This is a genomic window from Maricaulis maris, from assembly GCF_003634045.1.
Taxonomy (GTDB): domain Bacteria; phylum Pseudomonadota; class Alphaproteobacteria; order Caulobacterales; family Maricaulaceae; genus Maricaulis; species Maricaulis maris.
Genome location: NZ_RBIM01000002.1, coordinates 550,280 through 571,166 on the forward strand (window position 1 = coordinate 550,280; position 20,887 = coordinate 571,166).

22 protein-coding genes and 3 tRNA genes are annotated in these 20,887 nt (G+C 64.6%); 10 read left to right on the forward strand and 15 right to left on the reverse strand.

Going from position 1 to position 20,887, the window contains the following annotated elements; genetic code table 11:
- Window positions 1–96, reverse strand: a 96-nt coding sequence (locus tag C7435_RS17390; protein WP_170150353.1) for a GTP-binding protein, incomplete at its 3' end; no start/stop codon positions are given.
- Window positions 97–499: 403 nt separating this feature from the next.
- On the opposite strand from C7435_RS17390, the gene C7435_RS05825 reads away from it, so the two are divergent.
- The 5 genes from C7435_RS05825 to C7435_RS05845 are packed head-to-tail and all read left to right on the forward strand — an operon-like array spanning window position 500 to window position 5,891.
- Window positions 500–1,576, forward strand: a complete 1,077-nt coding sequence (locus tag C7435_RS05825) for a 3-oxoacyl-ACP synthase III family protein (RefSeq protein WP_121210362.1) — start codon at window positions 500–502, stop codon at window positions 1,574–1,576.
- A gap of 4 nt (window positions 1,577–1,580) precedes the next feature.
- Window positions 1,581–2,552 carry an NAD-dependent epimerase/dehydratase family protein gene (locus tag C7435_RS05830; RefSeq protein WP_121210363.1) on the forward strand — a complete coding sequence of 324 codons (972 nt, stop codon included), beginning with the start codon at window positions 1,581–1,583 and terminating at the stop codon, window positions 2,550–2,552.
- A complete protein-coding gene (locus tag C7435_RS05835) occupies window positions 2,549–3,346 on the forward strand; it encodes an MBL fold metallo-hydrolase (protein WP_121210364.1) in 798 nt (265 codons plus the stop codon). Before C7435_RS05830 ends, C7435_RS05835 begins: the two co-directional genes overlap by 4 nt.
- On the forward strand, window positions 3,346–4,623 hold the full coding sequence (locus tag C7435_RS05840) for a F390 synthetase-related protein (protein WP_170150346.1): 1,278 nt from the start codon (window positions 3,346–3,348) through the stop codon (window positions 4,621–4,623). The genes C7435_RS05835 and C7435_RS05840 overlap by 1 nt, the downstream gene beginning before the upstream one ends.
- Entirely contained in the window at window positions 4,620–5,891 is a 1,272-nt protein-coding gene (locus tag C7435_RS05845; protein WP_121210366.1) for a glycosyltransferase, read from the forward strand. Before C7435_RS05840 ends, C7435_RS05845 begins: the two co-directional genes overlap by 4 nt.
- On the opposite strand, the gene C7435_RS05850 is transcribed toward C7435_RS05845, so the two are convergent.
- From C7435_RS05850 to C7435_RS05865, 4 genes are all read right to left on the reverse strand, one after another.
- On the reverse strand, window positions 5,848–6,453 hold the full coding sequence (locus tag C7435_RS05850; RefSeq protein ID WP_170150347.1) for a DedA family protein: 606 nt from the start codon (window positions 6,451–6,453) through the stop codon (window positions 5,848–5,850). The genes C7435_RS05845 and C7435_RS05850 overlap by 44 nt on opposite strands.
- Window positions 6,454–6,544: 91 nt before the next feature.
- A tRNA-Gly gene (locus C7435_RS05855) sits at window positions 6,545–6,618 on the reverse strand.
- Between the two features lie 111 nt (window positions 6,619–6,729).
- The gene (locus C7435_RS05860) at window positions 6,730–7,869 is read right to left on the reverse strand and encodes a GGDEF domain-containing protein (protein WP_121210368.1); all 1,140 of its coding nucleotides are present in this window, start codon (window positions 7,867–7,869) and stop codon (window positions 6,730–6,732) included.
- 233 nt (window positions 7,870–8,102) lie between these two features.
- Window positions 8,103–8,187: transfer RNA gene (locus tag C7435_RS05865), tRNA-Tyr, on the reverse strand.
- Window positions 8,188–8,330: 143 nt separating this feature from the next.
- Here C7435_RS05865 and rlmB point away from each other — a divergent pair.
- A complete protein-coding gene (gene rlmB / locus C7435_RS05870) occupies window positions 8,331–9,131 on the forward strand; it encodes a 23S rRNA (guanosine(2251)-2'-O)-methyltransferase RlmB (protein ID WP_233350691.1) in 801 nt (266 codons plus the stop codon).
- A gap of 44 nt (window positions 9,132–9,175) precedes the next feature.
- On the opposite strand, the gene C7435_RS05875 is transcribed toward rlmB, so the two are convergent.
- The 5 genes from C7435_RS05875 to C7435_RS05895 form a co-directional block, all read right to left on the reverse strand.
- Window positions 9,176–10,201, reverse strand: a complete 1,026-nt coding sequence (locus C7435_RS05875; RefSeq protein WP_170150348.1) for a GIN domain-containing protein — start codon at window positions 10,199–10,201, stop codon at window positions 9,176–9,178.
- Between the two features lie 252 nt (window positions 10,202–10,453).
- Window positions 10,454–11,635 (reverse strand): DUF819 family protein, encoded by a 1,182-nt coding sequence (locus tag C7435_RS05880; protein ID WP_121210371.1) that lies wholly within the window; start codon window positions 11,633–11,635, stop codon window positions 10,454–10,456.
- Window positions 11,636–11,713: 78 nt separating this feature from the next.
- Window positions 11,714–12,319, reverse strand: coding sequence for a glutathione S-transferase family protein (locus tag C7435_RS05885; protein WP_121210372.1), 606 nt, complete (start codon window positions 12,317–12,319; stop codon window positions 11,714–11,716).
- Between the two features lie 51 nt (window positions 12,320–12,370).
- The gene (locus C7435_RS05890) at window positions 12,371–12,769 is read right to left on the reverse strand and encodes a RidA family protein (protein WP_121210373.1); all 399 of its coding nucleotides are present in this window, start codon (window positions 12,767–12,769) and stop codon (window positions 12,371–12,373) included.
- 3 nt (window positions 12,770–12,772) lie between these two features.
- Entirely contained in the window at window positions 12,773–14,134 is a 1,362-nt protein-coding gene (locus C7435_RS05895) for a M20 metallopeptidase family protein (protein ID WP_121210413.1), read from the reverse strand.
- A gap of 166 nt (window positions 14,135–14,300) precedes the next feature.
- Here C7435_RS05895 and C7435_RS05900 point away from each other — a divergent pair, with 166 nt between their 5' ends.
- Both C7435_RS05900 and C7435_RS05905 read left to right on the forward strand, forming a co-directional pair.
- A complete protein-coding gene (locus C7435_RS05900; protein WP_121210374.1) occupies window positions 14,301–15,230 on the forward strand; it encodes an ABC transporter ATP-binding protein in 930 nt (309 codons plus the stop codon).
- Window positions 15,227–15,952: an ABC transporter permease gene (locus C7435_RS05905; protein ID WP_121210375.1), complete on the forward strand. Its 726-nt coding sequence runs from the start codon at window positions 15,227–15,229 to the stop codon at window positions 15,950–15,952. Before C7435_RS05900 ends, C7435_RS05905 begins: the two co-directional genes overlap by 4 nt.
- Here C7435_RS05905 and C7435_RS05910 read toward each other — a convergent pair whose 3' ends face one another.
- From C7435_RS05910 to metG, 3 genes are all read right to left on the reverse strand, one after another.
- Window positions 15,953–16,252, reverse strand: coding sequence for a hypothetical protein (locus C7435_RS05910; RefSeq protein WP_075189450.1), 300 nt, complete (start codon window positions 16,250–16,252; stop codon window positions 15,953–15,955).
- The gene (locus tag C7435_RS05915) at window positions 16,245–17,195 is read right to left on the reverse strand and encodes a peptidylprolyl isomerase (protein ID WP_121210376.1); all 951 of its coding nucleotides are present in this window, start codon (window positions 17,193–17,195) and stop codon (window positions 16,245–16,247) included. Before C7435_RS05915 ends, C7435_RS05910 begins: the two co-directional genes overlap by 8 nt.
- Window positions 17,196–17,386: 191 nt before the next feature.
- Window positions 17,387–19,105, reverse strand: coding sequence for a methionine--tRNA ligase (gene metG / locus C7435_RS05920; protein ID WP_121210377.1), 1,719 nt, complete (start codon window positions 19,103–19,105; stop codon window positions 17,387–17,389).
- A gap of 119 nt (window positions 19,106–19,224) precedes the next feature.
- Between metG and C7435_RS05925 the strand changes: the two genes are divergently transcribed.
- Window positions 19,225–19,659 carry a DUF1761 domain-containing protein gene (locus tag C7435_RS05925; RefSeq protein WP_121210378.1) on the forward strand — a complete coding sequence of 145 codons (435 nt, stop codon included), beginning with the start codon at window positions 19,225–19,227 and terminating at the stop codon, window positions 19,657–19,659.
- An 85-nt stretch (window positions 19,660–19,744) separates the two neighbouring features.
- A tRNA-Thr gene (locus C7435_RS05930) sits at window positions 19,745–19,820 on the forward strand.
- Between the two features lie 55 nt (window positions 19,821–19,875).
- Here the strand turns inward: C7435_RS05930 and C7435_RS05935 are convergent.
- Together C7435_RS05935 and C7435_RS05940 are read right to left on the reverse strand one after the other, a co-directional pair.
- Entirely contained in the window at window positions 19,876–20,517 is a 642-nt protein-coding gene (locus tag C7435_RS05935) for a flavodoxin family protein (protein WP_121210379.1), read from the reverse strand.
- A gap of 71 nt (window positions 20,518–20,588) precedes the next feature.
- A complete protein-coding gene (locus C7435_RS05940) occupies window positions 20,589–20,807 on the reverse strand; it encodes a hypothetical protein (protein ID WP_121210380.1) in 219 nt (72 codons plus the stop codon).
- Between the last annotated feature and the right edge of the window lie 80 nt (window positions 20,808–20,887).

The window sequence follows — 20,887 nt, forward strand, 5'->3', positions numbered from 1 at the left end:
GATCGCAGCCGTCAGCGTCGTCTTGCCATGGTCAACGTGACCAATCGTGCCGATGTTCGCGTGCGGCTTGGTGCGCTCAAACTTTTCCTTCGCCATCGATCTTCACCTCTACAGCGCCGATCTCGAGACGAATGGCCGATCGACATGGTGGTTACGTAAATGGGAGTGCAGGGCACACCCGGTTAGGGATGGCGCCTGATACACAAGGTGAGACGGGCAAGGCAAGTCCGAATGCAGACTGTCGTTCAAGACATTAGGCCGCAGCGGCCGGATCGGCTCTTTCCGGCACGGATCCGCTCGCGCCAACCGCCGCCAAGCACATCCCTATTCCCGCAACACACCGTGATCGCCCGTCGCCCCGAGCACAGCTTTTTGCGGCAAATCCCAAATAACTCTTTTAAATCAAGTAAATCGGATTCACGACTCGTGCTTTTCCCTTGCTTTCGGGAAGCCGCGCTGGCTAGGGTTCCGGACCGTGTTCCAAACGAGGCGGCGCGCCATGACCCTCATCAGCCCGATCGAGCCTGACACGGCAAGATCGACCCGATCTTCCCCCTATATCGCCGGCATCGCCCACAGCCTCGCCTCGCGGCGGCGCGATTCGGTCGAGATCGACGCCGAGATGGGACGCCCCGCCGGCTGGCTGGAGCGATTGAGCGGTGTGCGATCGCGCACGGTTGCCGGCCCTGATGACAGCCAGGAAGCAATGGCAGGGCGGGCGGCGCTCGCCGCCTTGAAGGCGGCCGAGATCAGCCTCGACGGGATTGACCTCCTCCTGTTCGGCGCTGCGGTCGGCCGCCAACCCATTCCCGCCACAGCACCGTTGATCAAGCGCGAGATCGGCGCCACGCACCTGCCCTTCCCGGCCTATGACGTGAATGCGACCTGTCTCAGCGCGCTGACCGCCCTGGATATCGCCGCGCTGCAGATCGCAGCAGGCCGGGCCCGCACGGTTCTGGTCGTGACCTCGGAGATCGCCTCACGCGCCCTGCCCTGGCAGAGCGACCCCAAAACGGCCGGACTGTTCGGCGATGGCGCTGCCGCGATTGTCCTGACCGCCACGCCGCCGACAAGCCGACAAGCGGGCGGGCCGGCCGGCGGATCCATGTCGCTGCGGTTTCGTGATTTCCTGATGGAAACCCATGCCGAGGCTTATGATTGCTGCACCCTCGGCGCCGGCGGTACACGCTTTGACTATCATGACGCGCCGGAGGCTTTTGCCGCCCACGCCCTGTTCCGCATGGACGGGCCGGAGCTGTTTCGCCTTTCGGCCGCCAAACTCCCGGCTTTCATCGCCCGCCTGCTGGACCGGCTCGGCTGGTCACACGATGATGTCGATCTGGTCATCCCGCACCAGGCTTCACCGCTCGCCCTCGCCCACATGGCCCGGCGCAGCGGGTTTTCCGGCGACCGAATATTCAACCATGTTGCGATGACCGGAAACCTGATCGCCGCCTCGCTACCGGTCGCCTTGTCGAGTGCCCTGCAGGACGGCCGCATACGTCCGGGCATGAAGCTGTTGATGGTCGGCACTTCGGCCGGCGTGTCGCTGGGCGGCGCCGGACTGGAGAGCTGATCACATGCGGGTTCTCGTCACCGGTGCCACCGGCTTTCTCGGCCAGCATCTGACCCGTGCGCTGCGTGCACGCGGCAATGAAGTCGTGGCGCTGGGCCGTGATCGCGCCAAGCTGGACCAGCTGTCCCGGCTCGGCTGCGAGCCGCTGGCGCATGACCTCGCCTCCGGCCCGCCCCAGCTGACCGGCAGCCTCGACGCCTGTGTGCACGCGGCCGCCTTGTCGAGCCCCTGGGGCACTGACACGGCCTTTCGGCGGGCCAATATCGACGGCACCCGGCACGCGCTGGCCTTGGCCCGGTCTGCCGGTGTGAAGCGGTTCGTCCAGATATCGTCCCCCAGCGTCTATTTTCGCTTTGCCGACCAGATTGCTGTCGCCGAGACAAGCGGGTTGCCCGATCCGGTGAATGCCTATGCGCGGACCAAACGGGCGGCAGAAGACCTGGTGCTCGACGCAGCGGAGCTCGACCCTGTCATCCTGCGTCCGCGCGGACTGTATGGCGCCGGCGACACCGCCCTGCTGCCGCGCCTGCTGCGGGCGGCCGAACGCGGCCCATTGCCGTTGATGCGCGGCGGCGGCGCCGTCACCGACCTGACCCATGTCGAAGATGTCGTGTCGGCCATCCTCACCGCGCTCGACGCACCGCCGCGCCCTGCGCAGCGCCTGTTCAACATCTCCGGCGGCCAAGCACTCGCCATTCGCGAAATTGTCGAGTCGGCGGCAGCCCGCCACGGCGTCACCGTTCGCTGGCGCGCGCTGCCGGTACCGCTCGTGCTCGCGGCGGCACGCATGGCCGAGACAGGTTGCGCACGACTGCCCGGCCGCCCCGAACCACCGGTGACCGCTTATGGCGTCGGCCTGTTCGCCTTCAGCCAGACACTGGACCTGAGCGCCGCCCGCAAAGTGCTGGGCTGGCAGCCACAGATCGGTTTCAGCGAGGGGCTCGACCGGACATTCGCGGGGGTTGCGGCGGCATGATCCGCGATCTCGCCTTCCCCAATTCCGCCCATGTACGGGCGCCGGAATGGCTGGTGCTCAGCCGCGGCGACCGCCGCATGCTCGACATCCCGATCCGCTATGGGGTCTTCCGGCACGCGACGGCCGGTCGCTGCCTCATCGACACCGGCTACAATGCGCGGGTGACCGGCGGGCGACGCTCACTGGCGCTGCGTCTCTACAACGCCCTGCTGCGCCCGCGCCTGACCGACGCCGTGCTGCCCGCCGCCTGTCCCGACGCGACGACGATCATCCTGACCCATCTGCACGCCGACCATGTCGCCGCCCTGCGCGATTATCCCGATGCCCGCATCCTCGCCGACAAGAGCGCATTGAAGCATTATCTCGGCGCCGGCCCCGGCCGGCTTCGCCATGGCGTTTTCGCGGAATTACTGCCGGCGGATGCGCTTGATCGCGTCACGGACCTCCATGCCTGCCTGGCAATCGAGGCGCCGCTCGGCCTGGGACAGGGGCGCGATGTGTTCGGCGATGGCAGCGTGATCACCGTACCGCTGCCCGGCCATATGCGCGGACATGTCGGCGTCTGTTTTGCGCAATTCGACCCGCCGCTGCTCTATGCCGCCGATGCGCAATGGCTGCACCGGGCCGTGATGGAAGACCGCCAACCCGGCGCCCCCGCCGCCTGGGTGTTTGACGATCCGGCCGCAGCGCGCGCCAGTGCACACCGGATCCGCGCTTTCGTCGACCGCGGCGGCGAGGCCATCTATTGCCATGACCCGGACGTCACGGCGCACTGGCGTCAGGGGGACAGGTAGTGGCACGTCTCGCCCTGCCGCCAGCCGCCGCCATCCTTGCCGCCTATGCCCGCGCCCGCTGGCTGGCGGCACGGCTCAACAGCCGCGCCCGCATCGAAGCCTGGCAACAACGCCGCCTGCGTGATTTCCTGAACCGCCGGATCACTGCCGTCGATGCCTATCGCGATCAGGCCGGCCGCCCGCTCGACACCTATCCCGCCCTCGACAAGGCGACGATGATGGCACGGTTCGAGCGCTACAACACGCTGCGCCTTGAGGCGGCTGCCGCCCGCGCCGCCTGGCAGGCCGGGCAGGCCCCACCGGGTTTCGCGATCGGCGCCAGTACCGGCACCAGTGGCAATCGCGGCTATTACGTCATCTCGGACGCGGAACGGCATGCCTGGCTGGGTGTGATCCTGGCCCGTGGCCTGCCCGGCTTCTGGCGCCAGCAACTGCGCCTTGCCGTCATGCTGCCGACCAATAGCCGTCTCTATGATGCCGCCAATGAGAGTGGTCGGCTGGCCCTGCGCTTTTTTGATCTCAATGCCGGCGTCGAAAGCCAGGCGGCAGCCGTGGAGGCCTGGCAACCGGATGTCCTGATCGCGCCGCCGAAAGTGCTGCGCCTGCTGGCCGACCGCGACAGCGCGCTGGCGCCGACCCACGTCTTTTCCGGCGCGGAAGTGCTCGACCCCATCGACCGGGCGATTGTCGAGGCCCGTTTCTCCTGTGTCGTTCGGGAAATCTACATGGCCACGGAAGGCCTGTTCGCGGTCGCCTGTCCGCATGGCCGCCTGCACCTGCTGGAAGACCATGTCCTGTTCGAATGGGACGATGCCGACGGCGCGGGCGGCTTGAAAGCGCCGGTGATCACCGATTTCACCCGCCGTCACCAGATCATGTTGCGCTATCGGATGAATGACTTGCTGGAACTGGACAGCCAGGCCTGCCCCTGCGGTTCGTCCTTCACTGCCGTGCGCGCCGTGGCCGGACGGCTGGACGACGTCTTCCGGCTCAACACCGCGGCTGGCGGCCGCATCGCCGTGACGCCCGACGTGATCCGCAATGCCGTTGTCGATGCCAGTCCGCGCATAGATGATTTCCGGGTCGTCCAGAATGCGCCCGACCGGGTCGAACTCAGCCTGCCCCGCAGCTGCGCCGCCGAGCTTGGCGCGGCAAAATGCAGCCTGGCCGCCTTGTTTGACCGTCTCGGTGCCGCCGTCACGTTGACCGCCGAACTGGCCGAGCTGCCGCCACCGGGGCCGGGCAAGTTGCGGCGTGTCCGCCGGACCTGCGCATGAGGATTTCGATCCAGACCCTGGGCACGCTCGGCGATGTCATGCCCTACCTCACCGTCGCCCGGGACCTTATCGCCCGCGGCCATGACGTCACCGTGCTGGCGCCGCGCGACTACCAGGCCGTGATTGCCGAGGCGGGCGTCACGGCCGCCGCGCCGCCCGGATTTTCGGTCAAGGACTGGATGACCCGGTCGAGCGAGCGCGGAACGCTGCGCGACCCGGTCCGCTTCTTCCGCGACTGGCCGGTGATGATCCGGCCCCATGTCCGGGACGTGCTGGAGAGCGCCCTCGCCGCCGCCCGCAATGCCGATCTGGTCCTGGCCAATCCGATCGCCATGCCGGCGCGGCTGGCGGCCGAGCATCACCAAATCCCCTTCATGCTGATGGCGCTGCAGCCCGTCCTTACCCCCAGCGCCAAACTGCCCTGCGCCATGATCGCGCGGACAGATATGGGCGGCCTGCTCAACCGGGCCAGCTATCTCGCCGTCAGTGCCGCCCTGGCGGGCTTGGGAACGACGCTGGGCAAGGACCGGGCCCGGCTTGTCACGCGTCCGCGCCCCTCCCTGACCAATCTGTCGCACCATTTCGGCCGGCCCCTGCCGCGCATCACCGCCCTGCCGGCCGTTCTCGATATCCGCCAACCCGGCGATTTCGACCCGGCCAGCCAGCTCGTGGACTATCCGGCCCTGAGTTCAAGCGAAACCGCCCTGCCCGGCGCGCTGTCCGACTTCCTTGCTGCCGGGCCGCCGCCCTTCCATCTCGGCCTCGGCTCGATGTCGACAACCGGCGCAGACCACCGGCTGGCGCCATGGCTGGACCGGTTGGAAGCGGCCGGGCAACGCGCAATCCTCGCCCACTCGCTGACCGACCACCCGGTTGGTGCTTACGGACGTCACTACATCTGCGGACCGCTGCCGCATGACCGGCTCTTCCCGCACTGCCGCGCCGTCATCCACCATGGCGGCGCCGGAACGCTGGACACGGCGGCGCGGGCGGGACGACCTCAAATCATCCTGCCGCACATGCTCGACCAGTTCTGGAATGCCGCCATGCTGGCGCGGCAAGGCCTTGCGCCAAAACCGTCGGGCCGGTCTCCGAAACCGGATGAGATCGACCGCCTGCTCGCTTTCGCCCTGTCGCCAAAGGTCGCGGGCACAGCCCGGCAACGGGCCGACGAACTCGCCGCCCGCGGGGCCGGGCAGCCTGCCGCCCGTTCGATCAGCGCGATCATTGAAGCCTGGCACGCCGACTGGCCGACCAGCGCCAGCTGACGAGACCGACCAGCACCACAGCATTGCCGACGAGCAGCATCAATCCGGCATGATCGGCCAGGAAGCCACCGAGATTGACGCCAGCCGCGACCGCGCCGGCTGCCAGCAGCCAGCCGTAAAGCACGAACTGCCCGACCCCGACAAAGACGCCGATGAGCGAACCGAGTGAGAAGCGCAGCCGTGAAATGCGCAAGCTGCCCGCCAGTGCCGGCGTGATCCAGGCCACCGGTCCGAGCAGCCGGCTGATCGCGACGAAGACCAGCGTGCGCCGTTGGAGGCCGCGCTGTGCCCGCCGGTAGGCCGCCCGTCGACGCGCCGTCGCCAGGACCAGCCGACGCAGGGGAGCCGCGACGCGGGCGCCAAGAACATAGCCGATCTGGTCAGCGCTCAGGGCACCGGCAAAAACCGCGACGACCGGCCAGAGCGATCCGGTGTCGTGCAGCAGAGTGCCGGCCAGCACGAAAAAGACCTCGCCGAAGACAAACAGGCAGGGCCCCGGCAGCGAGTCCAGAAACGCGCCGCCAAACAGGCTGGCCAGCAGCCAGGGTTCGGAACTGTCCATGAGAATCCCCATCATGGAGAGACAATAGGACCGCTGACACCGCCGCGACAGCGAGGCATTGGCAATCCTGATTGCGCATGTGTGGGGAGGTTGGAGCGGGTAGTCGGGATCGAACCGGCATCCTCAGCTTGGAAGGCTGCTGCACTACCATTGTGCTATACCCGCATGTCCCAAGGGACGGGCGACGTGTTTAGCGAATTCAATTCCGCGCGTCGAGGGGGTGGATACATCGAAGTCTGAAAGCCGAAAGTCCGGCAGCGCCGGCAGGTGCCCGGATCAGCCGACGCGGCTGGCAGACACCGTTGTGCCAGACGGTCGGGGCCCGGATTCAACGCGGTTACGACCACCGCGCTTGGCGCTGTAAAGACACTCGTCGGCGCGCTCGAGAAGATCGGCCCCGCAGGCATTCACATCGCTCTCGGCGACACCAAAGCTTGCGGTTGGCGATACCGAGCCGCGCCCTTCCACGTCGATGGAAATCGCGGCGATCATCTTGCGCATGCGCTCCGCCATCACGTGCGCCTGCCGTCCCGAAACACCGGGCAGGATGACGGCGAACTCTTCGCCGCCGATACGTCCGAGCGTGTCGGATGTCCGCAGCACCTGCTTCACCACCCGCACGGTTTCGATCAAGACGCGATCTCCGGCGAGGTGCCCGAACGTGTCGTTGACACGCTTGAAATGGTCGAGATCGAAAACCACAACCGCGAACGGTCTCCCGGCCTCGCGACTGCGGTCGATTTCCGCGGCCAGGATCTGGTCGATCGCCGCGCGGTTCGCAGCACCGGTCAGGGCATCTGTTGCGGCCCGTTCGCGGAAATGAGCCATGGATATCTCGGCCGCCTTCTTGGCCGCCTCAAGGCGCATGGCCGCGTTGACCATCTCGTGTCTGAAAATCATGGCCCCGATGAAAATGAATATCGCCGCTCCGCCCAGCGCCGTGAGCAAGGTCACATTGCTGCTGGTGACCGAATAGCCGAGGGGTTCGGGCGACTGGACGACACATCCGAGATAAATCGCCAGCGCCGCCAGCATGTAGGCAAGGCCGGTCCGCCACCCGACCGCCAGGGTAAACGTCATAATACCTGGCAACATCATGATATTGGCCGGCGATATCAGGGCCTTGCCCATGACTGCCATGCCGGCCAACATGAGCAACAAAAGTGCCCCGAGCAGTCGAGCACGGTTCTTGTAGTCATGGGCCGCATTAATCCAGATCGGCGCCACAAGGCAGATCAGTGAAGCGATCGCCCCCGTCGCCAACAGGCCGGGCTCCTCTTCCAGGAATTTCAGGCTGACCAGGGTGACCGTCACACCTACGATTCCGGGCAGCACGCAAAACGCCGACAATGATCGGCGTGACGCGATGTCCATGTGCTGATCGGTGCAATCTGCCGGCCAGTACCGTCGCAGCATGACGGATTTCCCTCCCACTCGAAAGGAAAGCCTAGCGCACAAGTATTTAGAGCGTCTGAAGGCGAGGTCGGATCAACGCGATCATCGTGCTGTGCTGGAAGATCAGGAAAAATAGGGTGACGGGGGGCGAACCAACATCGAACCCGCAGGGTTCGCAAGCGCGACCGCGCGTCGGCCGGTCAGGCCGCCCATCGGAGGTGTCCGCCAAGCGGACTGCCGTGAGATCGGAAAAATGGTGGAGGGGGCTGGATTCGAACCAGCGTACGCTATGCGGGCAGATTTACAGTCTGCTGCCTTTAACCACTCGGCCACCCCTCCAAGGGTGCCTTCAGGCCGCGACTTAACCGGCCTTTCGGTGTCCTGCAAGAAACAGTCTCAGCTTGCGGAGAGGCATGTTATGCCTCGGCAAATCAGGTGACCGCCCCAAAACAGGAGCGCGGACTATAGTGACGAAGACTCCCATGCGCAATACATCCAAACGGACCGATTACACCCGCCGCTCCAAGCCTGCTGGCACAAGCGATTCCGGTTGGATTTGGGGTCGTCATGCCGTGCTCGCCGCTGTCGCCAACAAGCGCCGCGAAATCCTCGAACTCAAGGTCACCCGCAATGCCGCGCGTGAACTCCCCGACGGCACCGACCACCAACAGGTGGAACCGAAACTCATCGACAACGCGTTGCCCGAAGGCGCGGTGCATCAGGGCTTCGCTGCCCGGGCCCGGGCCCTGCCCCCGGAATCGGTCAATGGCGTGATCGACCCGACCCATGGCGCCCTGCTGGTCCTTGACCAGATCACCGATCCGCACAATGTCGGCGCTGTCCTGCGCTCGGCCGCCGCCTTCGGCATCCGCGCCGTGATCATGCAGGACCGCAAGGCTCCGCCCCTGTTCGGCACCGTGTGCAAGAGTGCCGTCGGCGCCGCCGAACGGATCGCCCATGTCCGCGTCACCAATATCGCCGACACTTTGCTCGAATTCCGGAAAGCAGGCCGGCATGTGCTGGGCCTCGCCGGCGAAGCCGAGCTCGACCTGGCAACCGCCCTCGCCGCACCGGACGGCAAGGGGTGGGGTCCCGGCCTGGTTCTGGTGATGGGATCGGAAGACAAGGGCCTGCGCAGCCGCGTGGCCGAATGTTGCGACCAGCTGGTGCACATCCCGATGACCGGCGCCGTGGAAAGCCTGAATGTCTCAAATGCCGCGGCGATTGCGCTCTACGAGGCCGCAAAATGGCGCCCCGTCAAAGACGAGACGCCATCCGCGTGATCCGGCCCGGGGGGGGATGGGCTCGGAGGGATCAGGGTGAAGTGCTAGCGCGAATCCCCGACGCGCAGGACCGTGCGGCCATTGCGGGTCCAGTTCACACTGCCTTCGATCTCGGAGATCGAGACATCACCACCGCCATTCTCGCGCACGACAAGATCGACCGCCGTACCGCGGAAGGCGATATCACCGGAACCGCTGATCGAGGCTTCAAAGGGTTGGGCACGGCCGCCATGAATGGCGATATCGCCGGACCCGGAAATCCGCGAGGCGAAGGCGCCGTTCATGCTCGCCGCCTCGACATCGCCTGAGCCGGAGATCCCGACGGACAGTCCGGCCACACGGCCGAAACCAACATCGCCCGATCCGTTGATATGAATATCGGCATCGCCCGTCACATCGCCGGTTTGAACATCGCCGGAACCGTTGATCGAAACCGAGACCTCGCGCCCGATATCACCGGTCGTGATGTCACCGGACCCATTGATGCCGATATCAGCAGCGCCGCCGATCGACCGCGTCGTGATGTCACCGGAGCCGTTGATGCGGATACGGGCATCGCTGTGCACATCGCCGATATCGAACCGGCCACAGCTGTTCATGCTGACATCGATTTCACCGAGATCACCGGCGGAGCCCATAAAGGCGCTGTCGCTCAGTTCGAGCGCGACCGATGCCGGCGCCGTGATCACCAGGCTGGGATATTCGTCAATACTGCGGCGCGGGCCGCGATTGAGGCCGATACTCATCGTATTGTTGCGGGTGTTGCAGTTGGTATTGCGCAGACGCAAGCCGCCATCAATGCGAACCGTCGACCCGGCCTCTGATATCTGCGGATCATCGACATGGCCGCCGGGATTGGTCATGGCGACGGTAATGTCGCCGGAACCGCCGGTACGAATTTCGATACGGCCGACAAAATTCTCGATCTCGATCCGGTCACCGGAATGGTTTTGCGCGCCGCCACTGAGCTGGGCCGGTCCATTTTGCTGGGTCGCAGCAGCCGCGACCGAAAGGAGGGCCGCGCCGGCAAGGGCGGCGGCGCTGGCGGTGAGCAGGAATTTCTTGGTCATGGGTTGTCCCCTTTGCACGATTTCATCCCCTTGATGCATGCCGACGCCTTATCGGATGCAGCGTGTCGGCAGATAATGTCGCCACACGGCCTGCCCGGCGCTGTCCGGCAGATGACAGGTCAGTAATTGTGCCCGGTCGACCGGGGGCCGACTTGCCATCAACTCATGCAGCAGGGGGCTGGCGATGCGGGATCGCGGCCGGGCGGAGCCGCGCCGTATCGTGCTGCCATTACACCGCCTGTCGGCTTTGCCTCAGCCTGGCCAGAGCTCGAAGACGAGCGTCGCGATCGGTGTGCCAATGGCATAACCCAGCACCCCGACCAGCACGCCCGGCGTCACCAGGTCTTTCCAGCCCTTGGCCGCCGCCAGGGCCGGCGCCGTGGTGGCCCCGAGGATCGCGGCGTTGGACGCTGTGATCAGTTCCGGCAGCGACAGGCGCAGCACGCTGCCGGCGCCGAACAGGATGATCGCATGGACCGCCAGCATGATACCGATCAGGCCGAGCAGGACCGGGGCCTGCTGCAGCAGGGAGATCACATCGGCGCCGGCCGCGATCATGGCAAAGAAGACAAAGCTGAGTGCGATGCCCATTTCATAACCGCCGCGCAGCCGGCCGATCACTTGCGGGAAGAGTGTCGCCGGGATCAGGGCCAGGACCGAGATGATGGCAAATTTCCACTTGCGGCCGGCATCGTCCCAAATGCTGTCGAGCTGGTCAGCGATCAGGCTGCCAATCGTTACAATGATCAGCGCATAGGCGGCGGACAGGCAGAGGGAGGCAGCGGTGATCGGACGCTCGTCCGCAACCTCGATCTCGCCCTGGCTGTGGTCAATCGGGTTGAAGCGCTTGGCCAGCCAGGTCCAGCCCGGCATCAGGGCCAGCAGCGCCAGGAAGATGCCGGAATAAAGATTGTCGACAGCCGTCATCGCCGAAGCCCAGCTCGGGTCCGCCTCGCCCAGACCGGTGGACGCCATCAGCGCGCCGTAATTCACCGAGCCGCCGATATAGGTGGCGGTGAAGGCGCCAACCGCGGCCGCCTGGCGCGTGCCCAGCTCTGCCGCTTCGGTTCCGGCGGCATAATCACCGATATCGATGAGGGAAAAGGCGATAATCGCCCCGACCACGGTCGCGAACGCGGCCAGCAGGAAGGCGCCGGCCATGCGTGTGGTTTCGAAGAAGATTTTCTTGAGATCCGCCTTCATCAGGAAGAGCGGGATCAGGATCGGGACGAAATAGGTCCAGACAAAATCATAGGCCGGCGCGGTTGAGGGGATGAGGCCGATATTCGACGCAATGATCGCCAGGAAAATGGCCCATACCGCGCCCGTCAAAAGCGCGCCGATCCGTGTCTTCTCGATCAGGAAACCCGCCGCGGCAATCGCGAACAGGCTGGCCATGACGGCCAGATGATTGTCAGCCGGAATCAAAGACATGAAACTTTCCCTCAATGATCGTGCGCGACCCTAGCCGCAGCATGAATGTGGCGCAAACCCCGTCAACGCCCGCCATTGTCAGCCGGCCAGCGCCGCCTCGCGCTCAAAGGCCCGCTTGTAGGCTGGACGCTCGGTCAGCCGCGCGACATAGCTGGAAAACGGCTCAATGCGTTCGAGCAAGTTGAACATCATCATGAAATTCAGGGTCGAGCCGATCATCAGGTCGGCCGCCGTGAAATGATCACCGACCAGGTAATCGCGCCCTTCCAGGCCTTGGGCCAGGGTCGCCTTGACCGAGGCCAGATCGCCCCAGCCGGCAGTCTGGCGCGGTGTGTCCCGCGACATTGCCTTGTCCATGAAGGCCGGCTCGATCACCGACCCCGCAAAGAAGAGCCAGCGCAGATAACTGCCGCGTCCCGGCGCATCAATCGCCGGCGCAAGCCCCTTGTCCGAGAAACGATCGGCCAGCCAGGTGCAGATTGCCGGACTTTCGGTGATCAACTCTCCCTCGACCTCGAGCGCCGGCACTTTGCGCATCGGATTGACGGCGCCATAGGCCTCCGACTGGATATCATCGCGCACATTGACGATGCGAAGATCAAACGGCTCGCCGATCTCCTCCAGCATCCACAAGGCGTGGAAACCGCGGGTGCGCGGGCAGTGATACAGGGTCATTTTGGGCATGATGGCGGTCCGTGTCGGCTAAAGGGTCGGCGCAGTGGGCGAGTGATGTCGTCAAGCGACGTCCATGCAGGCATCGACCTCGATTTCGATCAGGAATTCCGGTCCGATGAAACGGGATATCTCGACCATGGTCGCGGCCGGCGGATTGTCCTTGAAACAAGCGGCATGGGCGCGGCCAAAGGCCTCCCAATGATCGATATCAGTCACGAACATGCGCGTGCGCACCACGTCATCGAGCGAACCGCCAACATCGGCCAGGGCCTTGGCGATGATCTCGAAACAACGCCGTGCCTGGGCTTCCGGATCGCCAATGCCAAAGGGCTGGCCCTGCTCATCCAGGGAAACCGTGCCCGTCACCCAAGCCAGATTGCCGCGCCGGATGGCGCGGCAATAGCCGATCTGGTTTTCCCAACTCGCACCTGTGAAGCTGCGACGGGTTGATGTCGACATGGCCTATTCCCCGGACGGTGCGGCCAGAATGTCCAGCGCCACCGCCGCCATCGCCTCAGTCGCTTGCGTGATCGAACCTTGCGGATCATCGGGCGCAAAGAAGGGCGAGTGATTGGACGGCGGGACCAGACCGCGGGCGGTGTAATCGGCCAGCGTTTCCCGGGTCGTGCCACCGACCCAGAACATGAAGGTCGGGATATTGTGTTCGGTGCGATGATATTGCGAGAAATCCTCGCCGCCCATGACCGGTGAGGCCTCGACGACCGCCTCGGCACCGAACCGGCTGCGCATGGTGTCGACCGCCCGTGCCGCCAGGTCCGGGCTGTTGTAGAGCGCCGGCGTATAGGTCTCCTCGATCTCGACCCGCGGATACTCCTCCGGCGTCAGACCATAGGAGGCGGCCTGGTTGGCGGCGATGCGCTGGATACCGGACAGGAGTTGCTCGCGCACCTCGTCGGTATAGGAGCGCACCGTCAGCTGCAGATGGGCGCCGTCGGAGATGATGTTGTGCTTGGCGCCGGCATTGAAGGCACCGACCGTGACGACGGCCGGCTCCAACGGCGAGACTTCACGCGACACCAGTGATTGCAGCGACACCACGATCTGCGAAGCCAGATAGATCGGGTCCTTGGTGGTGTGCGGATAGGCACCATGCCCGCCGCGCCCCTGCACATAGATGTCGACCGAGTCGACATTGGCCATGGCATAGCCGGGCACATAAGTGATGGTGCCGGTCGGAATGGCCGAGAAGGTGTGGAAGGAGACGTTGAAATCGGGCAGCGGGAAACGCTCGAAGAGCCCATCCTCGATCATCGCCACGGCGCCCTCGCCGAGTTCCTCGGCTGGCTGGCCGATCAGCACCAGCGTGCCGGACCATTCATCGGTCCGCTCAACCAGCTGGCGGGCAGCACCGACCAGGGCGGTCATGTGGGTGTCATGGGCGCAGGCATGCATAACCGGGTTTTCGACACCGCGATGATCAACATCAGTATCGGTCGAGGCGTAGGACAGGCCGGTCTGTTCCGGGACCGGCAGACCGTCCATGTCAGCCCGCAGCATTAGCGTCGGGCCGTCGCCATTTTCCATCACCGCAACAATGCCGGTCCCGCCGACACCCTGGGTCACGTCAAAGCCGAGTGCTTCCAGTTCCGCCGCCAGGCGGGCCGCGGTCTCGAATTCCTGGTGGGAGAGTTCCGGATGGGCGTGGAAGTGCCGATAAAGCGCTTCCAGATAGGCGTCATAATCGGCTGCAATCGCTGTGCGAAGCGCGTCGTCGCCAGCTGTATCCTGCCAGGCGTGGGCTGCGGGCTGGGCAGCCAAAGCGAGCGTGAAGGCCGCAACGGCCGACATCAGATGGCGTTTCATGATCGATATCCCCTCATTGAGCTGGCGCCATTCGACCCAGCTCACGCGCAAAGGTCAATGCGCCCGTCATCTTGCAGTGCGGGAGGGACGGTGATTTCCACAATCCCATGTCCGACATGCCCGCACGGGATTGCCACCTCGCCACACTGTCCGGCCTAGTAGAAGCATGACAGACACCGTCCTCTCACTTCATCAGGTCACCCAGCGCTATGGCAAGCTGACCGCACTCGACGCCGTCGATCTCGCCATTCCCGCCGGGGCCATCTACGGCTTTCTCGGACCAAACGGCGCCGGCAAGACAACTGCGATCCGCTGCGCCATGGGCCTGCTGCGCCCCCAGGCCGGCCGGATCGAGATCGGCGGTCATGACCTGACCCGTAACCGGCGCCAGGCCCTGGCCAGTGTCGGCGCGGTGATCGAGACGCCGGCCCTGTTTCCCAACCTCACCGGCCGCGAAAACCTTGACGTCACGCGCCGCATGCTGGGCATTGCACCCGCGCTCATCGACCGGGCGCTGGAGCTGGTCGACATGCGCGAGGCTGCCGACCGCCGGGTCGGGCAATACTCACTGGGCATGAAACAGCGCATGGGTCTGGCCCGCGCCCTGCTGGCCGAGCCCAAACTCCTCATCCTCGACGAGCCGACCAATGGTCTCGACCCGGCCGGGATCCGTGACATGCGGTCCCTGATCCGGGCCCTGCCCGAACGCACCGGCGCGACGATCTTCATGTCCAGCCATTTGCTGTCAGAGATCGAGCAATTGGCCACCCATGTTGGCCTCCTGCAGCATGGCCGGGTCTTGTTCGACGGCACGCTGGACGCGCTGTCGCGGCAACAGACCCCGCGCCTGATCATCACCGCGGCCCCGGTGGCGCAGGCCGAACAGGTCCTGCGCAGCGCCGGTTTTGCCGATCCGATCCACGAAGGCGAGCGCCTGATCCTCACCGATCCCGGGGCGATCACGCCCGAGCGCGCTGCCAGCTTCAATGCGGCCCTGCACGAAGCCGGCTGCCGGGTCAGCGAGTTGCGGCTCGAACGGGCGGATCTGGAAACCACCTTCATGACTCTGACCGGCCATACGGGGGATGCCGCATGATCAATGTCTTGATCGCCGAGGCCACCAAGCTGCGCCGCTCCCTTGTCCTGCTCGTCGCGGCCACGCCGCCGGTCATGGTCTTTGCCCTGGGCGTACTGATCGTCGCCAGCGGCAACGCGCCGCCGGAATGGACGATGCACACCATGGCCGGCGCGGCAATCTGGGCCTTTTTCCTGCTGCCGATGAGCGTGATCGGCCTGACCGCCCTGATCGCCCAGCTGGAGCACGGCCCCGATACCTGGTCGCACACGCTGGCCTTGCCGGTGCCGCGCTGGCAGATTTTCCTGGCCAAGGCGCTGGTCGCGCTCGGATTGATGGCCGTGGTCAGCCTGGCAGTCGCCTTCGCCAGTTGGGCCAGCGCGCTGGTCGGGCTGCAGCTTGGCGACGATGTGGTGATCGCCGGCAGGTTCGATCCAATGCTGGCATTGCGCCTGTATGGCTGGATGTTTGTCGCCGGCCTGCTGGTGATGGCGATCCAGTGGACCTTGGCGATGCGGTTTCGCAGTTTCGCGGCGCCGGTCTCGGTCGGGATCGGCGGCACATTCGTCGCTGTCGCCGCGACCAGCGCCGAAAAGGGTCTCTATTTTCCCTGGCTGATGCCGGTGAATGTACTGGCGTCGGACGATGGCCGCAGTGATATGGCCATCATGATGGGCGGGATTGGCGGGCTGATCGTGTTCGGGCTTGCCATTATCTGGCTCAGCCGCCGCGACTGGGGCTGATCAGACCGGCTTGGCCTTGAAGTGGCGGATGTCTTCCTGCGCGGCCAGGCAGGCCGGGCGCAATTGCTCGGCCTGTGGGAAGTCGTGGATCCGCGCCCAAAGCGTATCCTTCAAGCTAGCCGGATAGGCCTTGAAGCGCCGCGCCGCATGACCGATGGCCAGAATGCCTGCATTGACCATCCACGGGTCATCCGCCGTCGACGCGAACTCGAGCGGCGCGGCGAGCGCGTCCAGGTTTTCACAATCCATCGCGATCTTGACGATGTCGGCAGGGGCGTAGCGGGTCGGCAATTCAGTCATCCAGTTGCGGTTCAGCGATCCGCACGGGTCCGGGCATGTGACAGGCCTCGATCACCGGCGGCGGCGTTTCAAAGAAGAAGTCGTGTGTGCGGTTGCGACGGGCCTGCTTGGCATCCCAAAAGGCCTGCCCGTCCGTGCGCATGACCTCATAAGCGGGTCTGTCGGCTTCGGGAAGGTCCGAGGCGATCCTTGCTGACACAATGATGTCACGAGCGAGCGTGTCGGCGATCACACCGGAGTTGACCGCCGGGTTGCCGCGCTGCAGCGCCTGGACATGTTCCATCCCGTCAATCACCCGTCCGAACACCGACATGATGCGGTCGAGATGGCGCGGCCCCTGCCCGATCACGATGTAAAATTCGACATCGCCGCTGTCGGGATCATTGTCGCGCGCCATGGCGACGGTGCCCGGGCAATGGATCGGCCAGACCTCGTCACCCGCCTCATTCATGGCGGCGGGGAAGCCATCGACATGACCCACGGTTGGCGCATAGAGATCGGCATCGCTCATCGGTGTGAAGGTGACTGTCGAGGCGGGAATCGTGAATTCCCCGGAGAGCGGTGGATATTGCGGCAGCTCGACCGCGTCCGGGTCCTCGCCGCGCCCGCCCTGGGCCACGAAGCCGTCGATCACACGATAAAAGCTGCGCCCGTCGAAAAACCCGTCGCGCGCCGCCTGTCGCATGCGATTGGCGTGATTGGGGGCGATCCAGTCGGCGAGTTCGATGGCAATCACACCATCTTCGACCTCGAGCAGAAGGAGGTCAGCAGGATTGACCGGGCGCCAGTCGGGAATGCCGGTGAAGTCGGGGGTGGGTGCTTCGATGGCGGCGGCGGGCAGGGCTTCAGAACCAATCACGTCTTCGCCAGCCGTCTCGTCGGGCGAGCCACCACAGGCCGCACACGCCATAAGACAGGCGACCGCCAATAATGCATGTTTCATCGCATCCCAAGACGGCGCGAACGCGCCCTCTCCCCCATTGATTTCTTGTCAGCCAGTGGGCCTTGGTCCATCCGGTTCGTCAAGGCCACCTTCGGTGCCGCGAAGCGGGCCAGCGCCATGACGAACCGGATGGACCAAGGCGAAGTCCCGGCAAGAGATCAATGACCTGTTCCGTCTCACATGAGACAGGGCTAGGCGTCCGGGGCCCCGCCAAAGCGCTCCGACCATTCCGCCAGCTGCGCATCCTCGATCTTGGCAAACAAGACCTCCGGCGGCGTGATGGCGAGACCGTGCGGCAGCGCATCGAGCAGGTCGCTGGCCGGACCGTCGAAATTCCAGCTGCGCCGGTCTTCCGGCACACCAACTGCGTCGAGAATCTTCTTCGCCGCGACCGGGATGAAGGGCTGGGCCAGGATGCCGAACAGGGCGACCAGGTTGAGGCCGGTGCGCACACCGACCGCGGCGGCGTCGACATCGGCCTTGTACTTCACCCAGGGCTCGGCCTTGGTGAGATACTCGTTTCCAGCCGCCCAGATGGCGCGGACTTCGGCCGCGGCCTTGCGGAATTCCATCGCTTCCATATTGGCGACGAGCGCCGGCAAGCGCTGGTCCAGCTCGGCCGCCATCCAGGCCTCATTCTCGCCGGGCGTGCCGGCAGCCGGCAGCTGACCGTCAAACTTCGAGGCCGTGTATTTGGTGATGCGGTTGACAAAATTGCCCAGCACATTGGCGAGGTCGGAATTGATCAGCCCCTGGAAATGCTCCCAGGTAAAAGCTGCATCCGAGCCTTCCGGCGCGTTCGCCGTGAGGTACCAGCGCCAATAATCCCCGGGCAGGATGTCCAGCGCCTGGTCCATGAAGACGCCGCGCTTTTCCGAGGTCGAGAACTTGCCGCCATACCAGGTCAGCCAGTTGAAGGCCTTGAGTTTGTCAACCGTCTTCCAGGGCTCTTCCGAGCCCAGGATTGTCGCCGGAAAGGAGACCGTGTGGAAGGCGACATTATCCTTGCCCATGAACTGCACATAGGTGACATCATCGGCGCCCTTGTCGGTGCGCCACCAGCTCTCCCAGTCACCACCACCGGCCTCGGCCCATTCCACCGTCGCGCCGATATAGCCGATCGGCGCATCAAACCAGACATAGAAGACCTTGGTCTCGAAACCCGGACGCGGCGTGCCGTCATGAGCGACGGGGACACCCCATTTCAGGTCGCGCGTGATCGAGCGGTCGCGCAGGCCTTCATCGAGCCACTTGTAAGCGATCGACTTGGCCAGGCTCGGCCATTCGGTCGCGGCATCGACCCAGTCTCGGATCCGCGCCTCCATCTTGGTCTGCACCAGATGGAGATGCTTGGTTTCGCGCACTTCCAGATTCTTCGAGCCGGAAATCTTCGAATACGGCGCCTTCAGATCAGTCGGCTCGAGCAGGCGCCCGCAATTATCGCACTGGTCGCCACGGGCGCGCTCGAAACCGCAATGCGGGCAGGTGCCTTCGACATAACGATCCGGCAGGAAGCGGTCATCATCGATCGAAAAGACCTGCTCCTCGACCCGCTCGACGATCAGCCCCTTCGCCTCCAGCACATCTGCGAAATGCTGAGTCAGGCGGATATTGGGCGCGTTCGAGGTGCGGCCGAAATAATCATAACTCAGCGAGAAACCCTCGCCGGAGCGCTTCTGGATATCGTGTTGTTCATCGCAATAGGCGCGCACATCCATGCCCGCCGCATCGGCGGCCAGCTCGGCCGGCGTACCGTGCTCGTCAGTGGCGCAGACATAAAGGACATCATGGCCGCGCAGGCGCTGGAAGCGCGCATAGACATCGGCCGGCAGCATCGACCCGGCCAGATTTCCCAAATGCTTGACGCCATTGATGTAAGGCAGAGCGCTGGTGATCAGTATACGGGCCATGGTCGGAATTTTTCTCTTGCGCGGAAAACGGGGTAAGCTGTTCGCGGGAAGGGCGAGTCTTGGGGACATCGCCTCGCAGGGCGAGACATACAAGCCCTGCTTTGGGGAGGAAACAGGAAATGCCGCGAATTTTCGGATTGAATATCATCGCAACCCTTGTTGCGGGCATCGCATTCTGGATGGTGGGGGCGCTGTTTTATGGCGTCCTGTTCGCCGAATTATGGTTGGGATTGTGGGGTTTCACGGCGGCCGATGAACCGCGCATGGAAGCGGCTGCGGGCCTGTCCATGGGGCTCGGCTTTCTGCTCAGCATCGTTTTCGCTGGCGTGCTTGGTTTCACGCTGAAGGCGCTCAAGGCAGACGGCATGGTCAGCGCCATCAAATGGGCCATCTTCCTGTGGGCCGGCTTTGTCATCACCACGATGAGCTATGACATCCTCTACGCCCTGCAACCGGTCATGCTGCTTGTCCTCGACGGTGCCCATACGCTGACCGGCTTTGTCGTCATGGCGGTACTGCTCACCGTGCTCGACAAGACCGCCGTCAAGGACTGACCGCGCCAACGGGCATTGAGGCGGGCGCAATTGCAGCAAACACTTGTCGCGCCCGCCGCGCCCGCGTATCAGACCGTTTCTGGATGCCGGCTTAGCTCAGCTGGTAGAGCACCTGATTTGTAATCAGGGGGTCGGGGGTTCGAGTCCCTCAGCCGGCACCAGTTTTTTTGACATCTAAGCGGCACAAACAGCGCTCGCCCATGGACGCACCGTCGGTCAAGCCGAGATGCTGCACGCGGGGTCGCCGGCCGCCTGCGGCGTATCATCAATCAAAGCAACCTGGGTTCCGGTTTTCAGGCGGGCCGTGATCTCGGCCACCCGGGCCCCAAGCAGAGCCGCCGTCCGGCGATCCGAGTCCGGCGGCGCGACATCGCCGCCCTGATCGCCATTGGCCTGGGCCATCGCGCCGATCGAGGCACCGATGCGGTTGATATCCTCGACCGACCCGGTCGAGGAATTATTGCCGGGCAGCAGGCCGAGACTGATCCAGATCATCCCGTGCTGGGCGGCCAGTGTGGAGAGCTGGCTGAGGGTGGCAAATTTGTCCCCGGCCTGCGAGCTCGACACGGTGAAACCGGCCGCCACCTTGTCCTGCCAGCCGCGCTGGAACCAGATCCGGGAGGTTGCGTCCATGAAGGTTTTGAACGGTCCGGATACTGCGCCCATATAGGTCGGCGACCCGAAGATAATGGCATCGGCGGCGTTCAGGACGTCCCAGTCGGCCTCAGTCATCTCGGTGACATTGATCAGGCGGGCAGTTGCGCCCGGTTCGCGCCCGGCGCCGTCGTGGACAGCCTTGGCGAGCGCCTCGGTGTGGCCGTATCCGGAATGATAGGCGATTGCGATTTGAATATTCATTCTGTGCCTCCTGTATTTGCCCCTGTGTCATACCGCCGGGCCGCAGCGAGATAATCGCTAGATCAGGAAGCTCACCATTCACCCACACGAAACAAAACGCTGCGCAAAAAACAGGGACATGGCCGTAATCGTCGGCCGGACTTGGTTTCCAGTCCGGAAAGCCATGCCTCCGCCCCCATGGGGAAACCGGTTTCCGTGAAATAGCCCTGCCGCGCTTCCTCTTCCTCGCTGAGCCTGTCAGCCAGATAGGTCGGCCAGTCGAGGATCCGGTCCAGATAGTCGGCTGGCATGGTGAGCCCGTCCCGAAAACTGGGGGCACGCGCCATTTTACACTGGAAACTCTATCCGGCCGGGCGCAGAGACCAAAACC

Bases quoted from the DNA above. Each gene is read 5' to 3' on its own strand.
- C7435_RS05825 (WP_121210362.1), top strand. From the start codon at position 500: ATGACCCTCATCAGCCCGATCGAGCCTGACACGGCAAGATCGACCCGA.
- C7435_RS05830 (WP_121210363.1), top strand. From the start codon at position 1,581: ATGCGGGTTCTCGTCACCGGTGCCACCGGCTTTCTCGGCCAGCATCTG.
- C7435_RS05835 (WP_121210364.1), top strand. From the start codon at position 2,549: ATGATCCGCGATCTCGCCTTCCCCAATTCCGCCCATGTACGGGCGCCG.
- C7435_RS05845 (WP_121210366.1), top strand. From the start codon at position 4,620: ATGAGGATTTCGATCCAGACCCTGGGCACGCTCGGCGATGTCATGCCC.
- C7435_RS05850 (WP_170150347.1), bottom strand. From the start codon at position 6,453: ATGGACAGTTCCGAACCCTGGCTGCTGGCCAGCCTGTTTGGCGGCGCG.
- C7435_RS05860 (WP_121210368.1), bottom strand. From the start codon at position 7,869: ATGCTGCGACGGTACTGGCCGGCAGATTGCACCGATCAGCACATGGAC.
- rlmB (WP_233350691.1), top strand. From the start codon at position 8,331: ATGCGCAATACATCCAAACGGACCGATTACACCCGCCGCTCCAAGCCT.
- C7435_RS05875 (WP_170150348.1), bottom strand. From the start codon at position 10,201: ATGACCAAGAAATTCCTGCTCACCGCCAGCGCCGCCGCCCTTGCCGGC.
- C7435_RS05880 (WP_121210371.1), bottom strand. From the start codon at position 11,635: ATGTCTTTGATTCCGGCTGACAATCATCTGGCCGTCATGGCCAGCCTG.
- C7435_RS05885 (WP_121210372.1), bottom strand. From the start codon at position 12,319: ATGCCCAAAATGACCCTGTATCACTGCCCGCGCACCCGCGGTTTCCAC.
- C7435_RS05890 (WP_121210373.1), bottom strand. From the start codon at position 12,769: ATGTCGACATCAACCCGTCGCAGCTTCACAGGTGCGAGTTGGGAAAAC.
- C7435_RS05895 (WP_121210413.1), bottom strand. From the start codon at position 14,134: ATGAAACGCCATCTGATGTCGGCCGTTGCGGCCTTCACGCTCGCTTTG.
- C7435_RS05900 (WP_121210374.1), top strand. From the start codon at position 14,301: ATGACAGACACCGTCCTCTCACTTCATCAGGTCACCCAGCGCTATGGC.
- C7435_RS05905 (WP_121210375.1), top strand. From the start codon at position 15,227: ATGATCAATGTCTTGATCGCCGAGGCCACCAAGCTGCGCCGCTCCCTT.
- C7435_RS05910 (WP_075189450.1), bottom strand. From the start codon at position 16,252: ATGACTGAATTGCCGACCCGCTACGCCCCTGCCGACATCGTCAAGATC.
- C7435_RS05915 (WP_121210376.1), bottom strand. From the start codon at position 17,195: ATGAAACATGCATTATTGGCGGTCGCCTGTCTTATGGCGTGTGCGGCC.
- metG (WP_121210377.1), bottom strand. From the start codon at position 19,105: ATGGCCCGTATACTGATCACCAGCGCTCTGCCTTACATCAATGGCGTC.
- C7435_RS05925 (WP_121210378.1), top strand. From the start codon at position 19,225: ATGCCGCGAATTTTCGGATTGAATATCATCGCAACCCTTGTTGCGGGC.
- C7435_RS05935 (WP_121210379.1), bottom strand. From the start codon at position 20,517: ATGAATATTCAAATCGCAATCGCCTATCATTCCGGATACGGCCACACC.
- C7435_RS05940 (WP_121210380.1), bottom strand. From the start codon at position 20,807: ATGCCAGCCGACTATCTGGACCGGATCCTCGACTGGCCGACCTATCTG.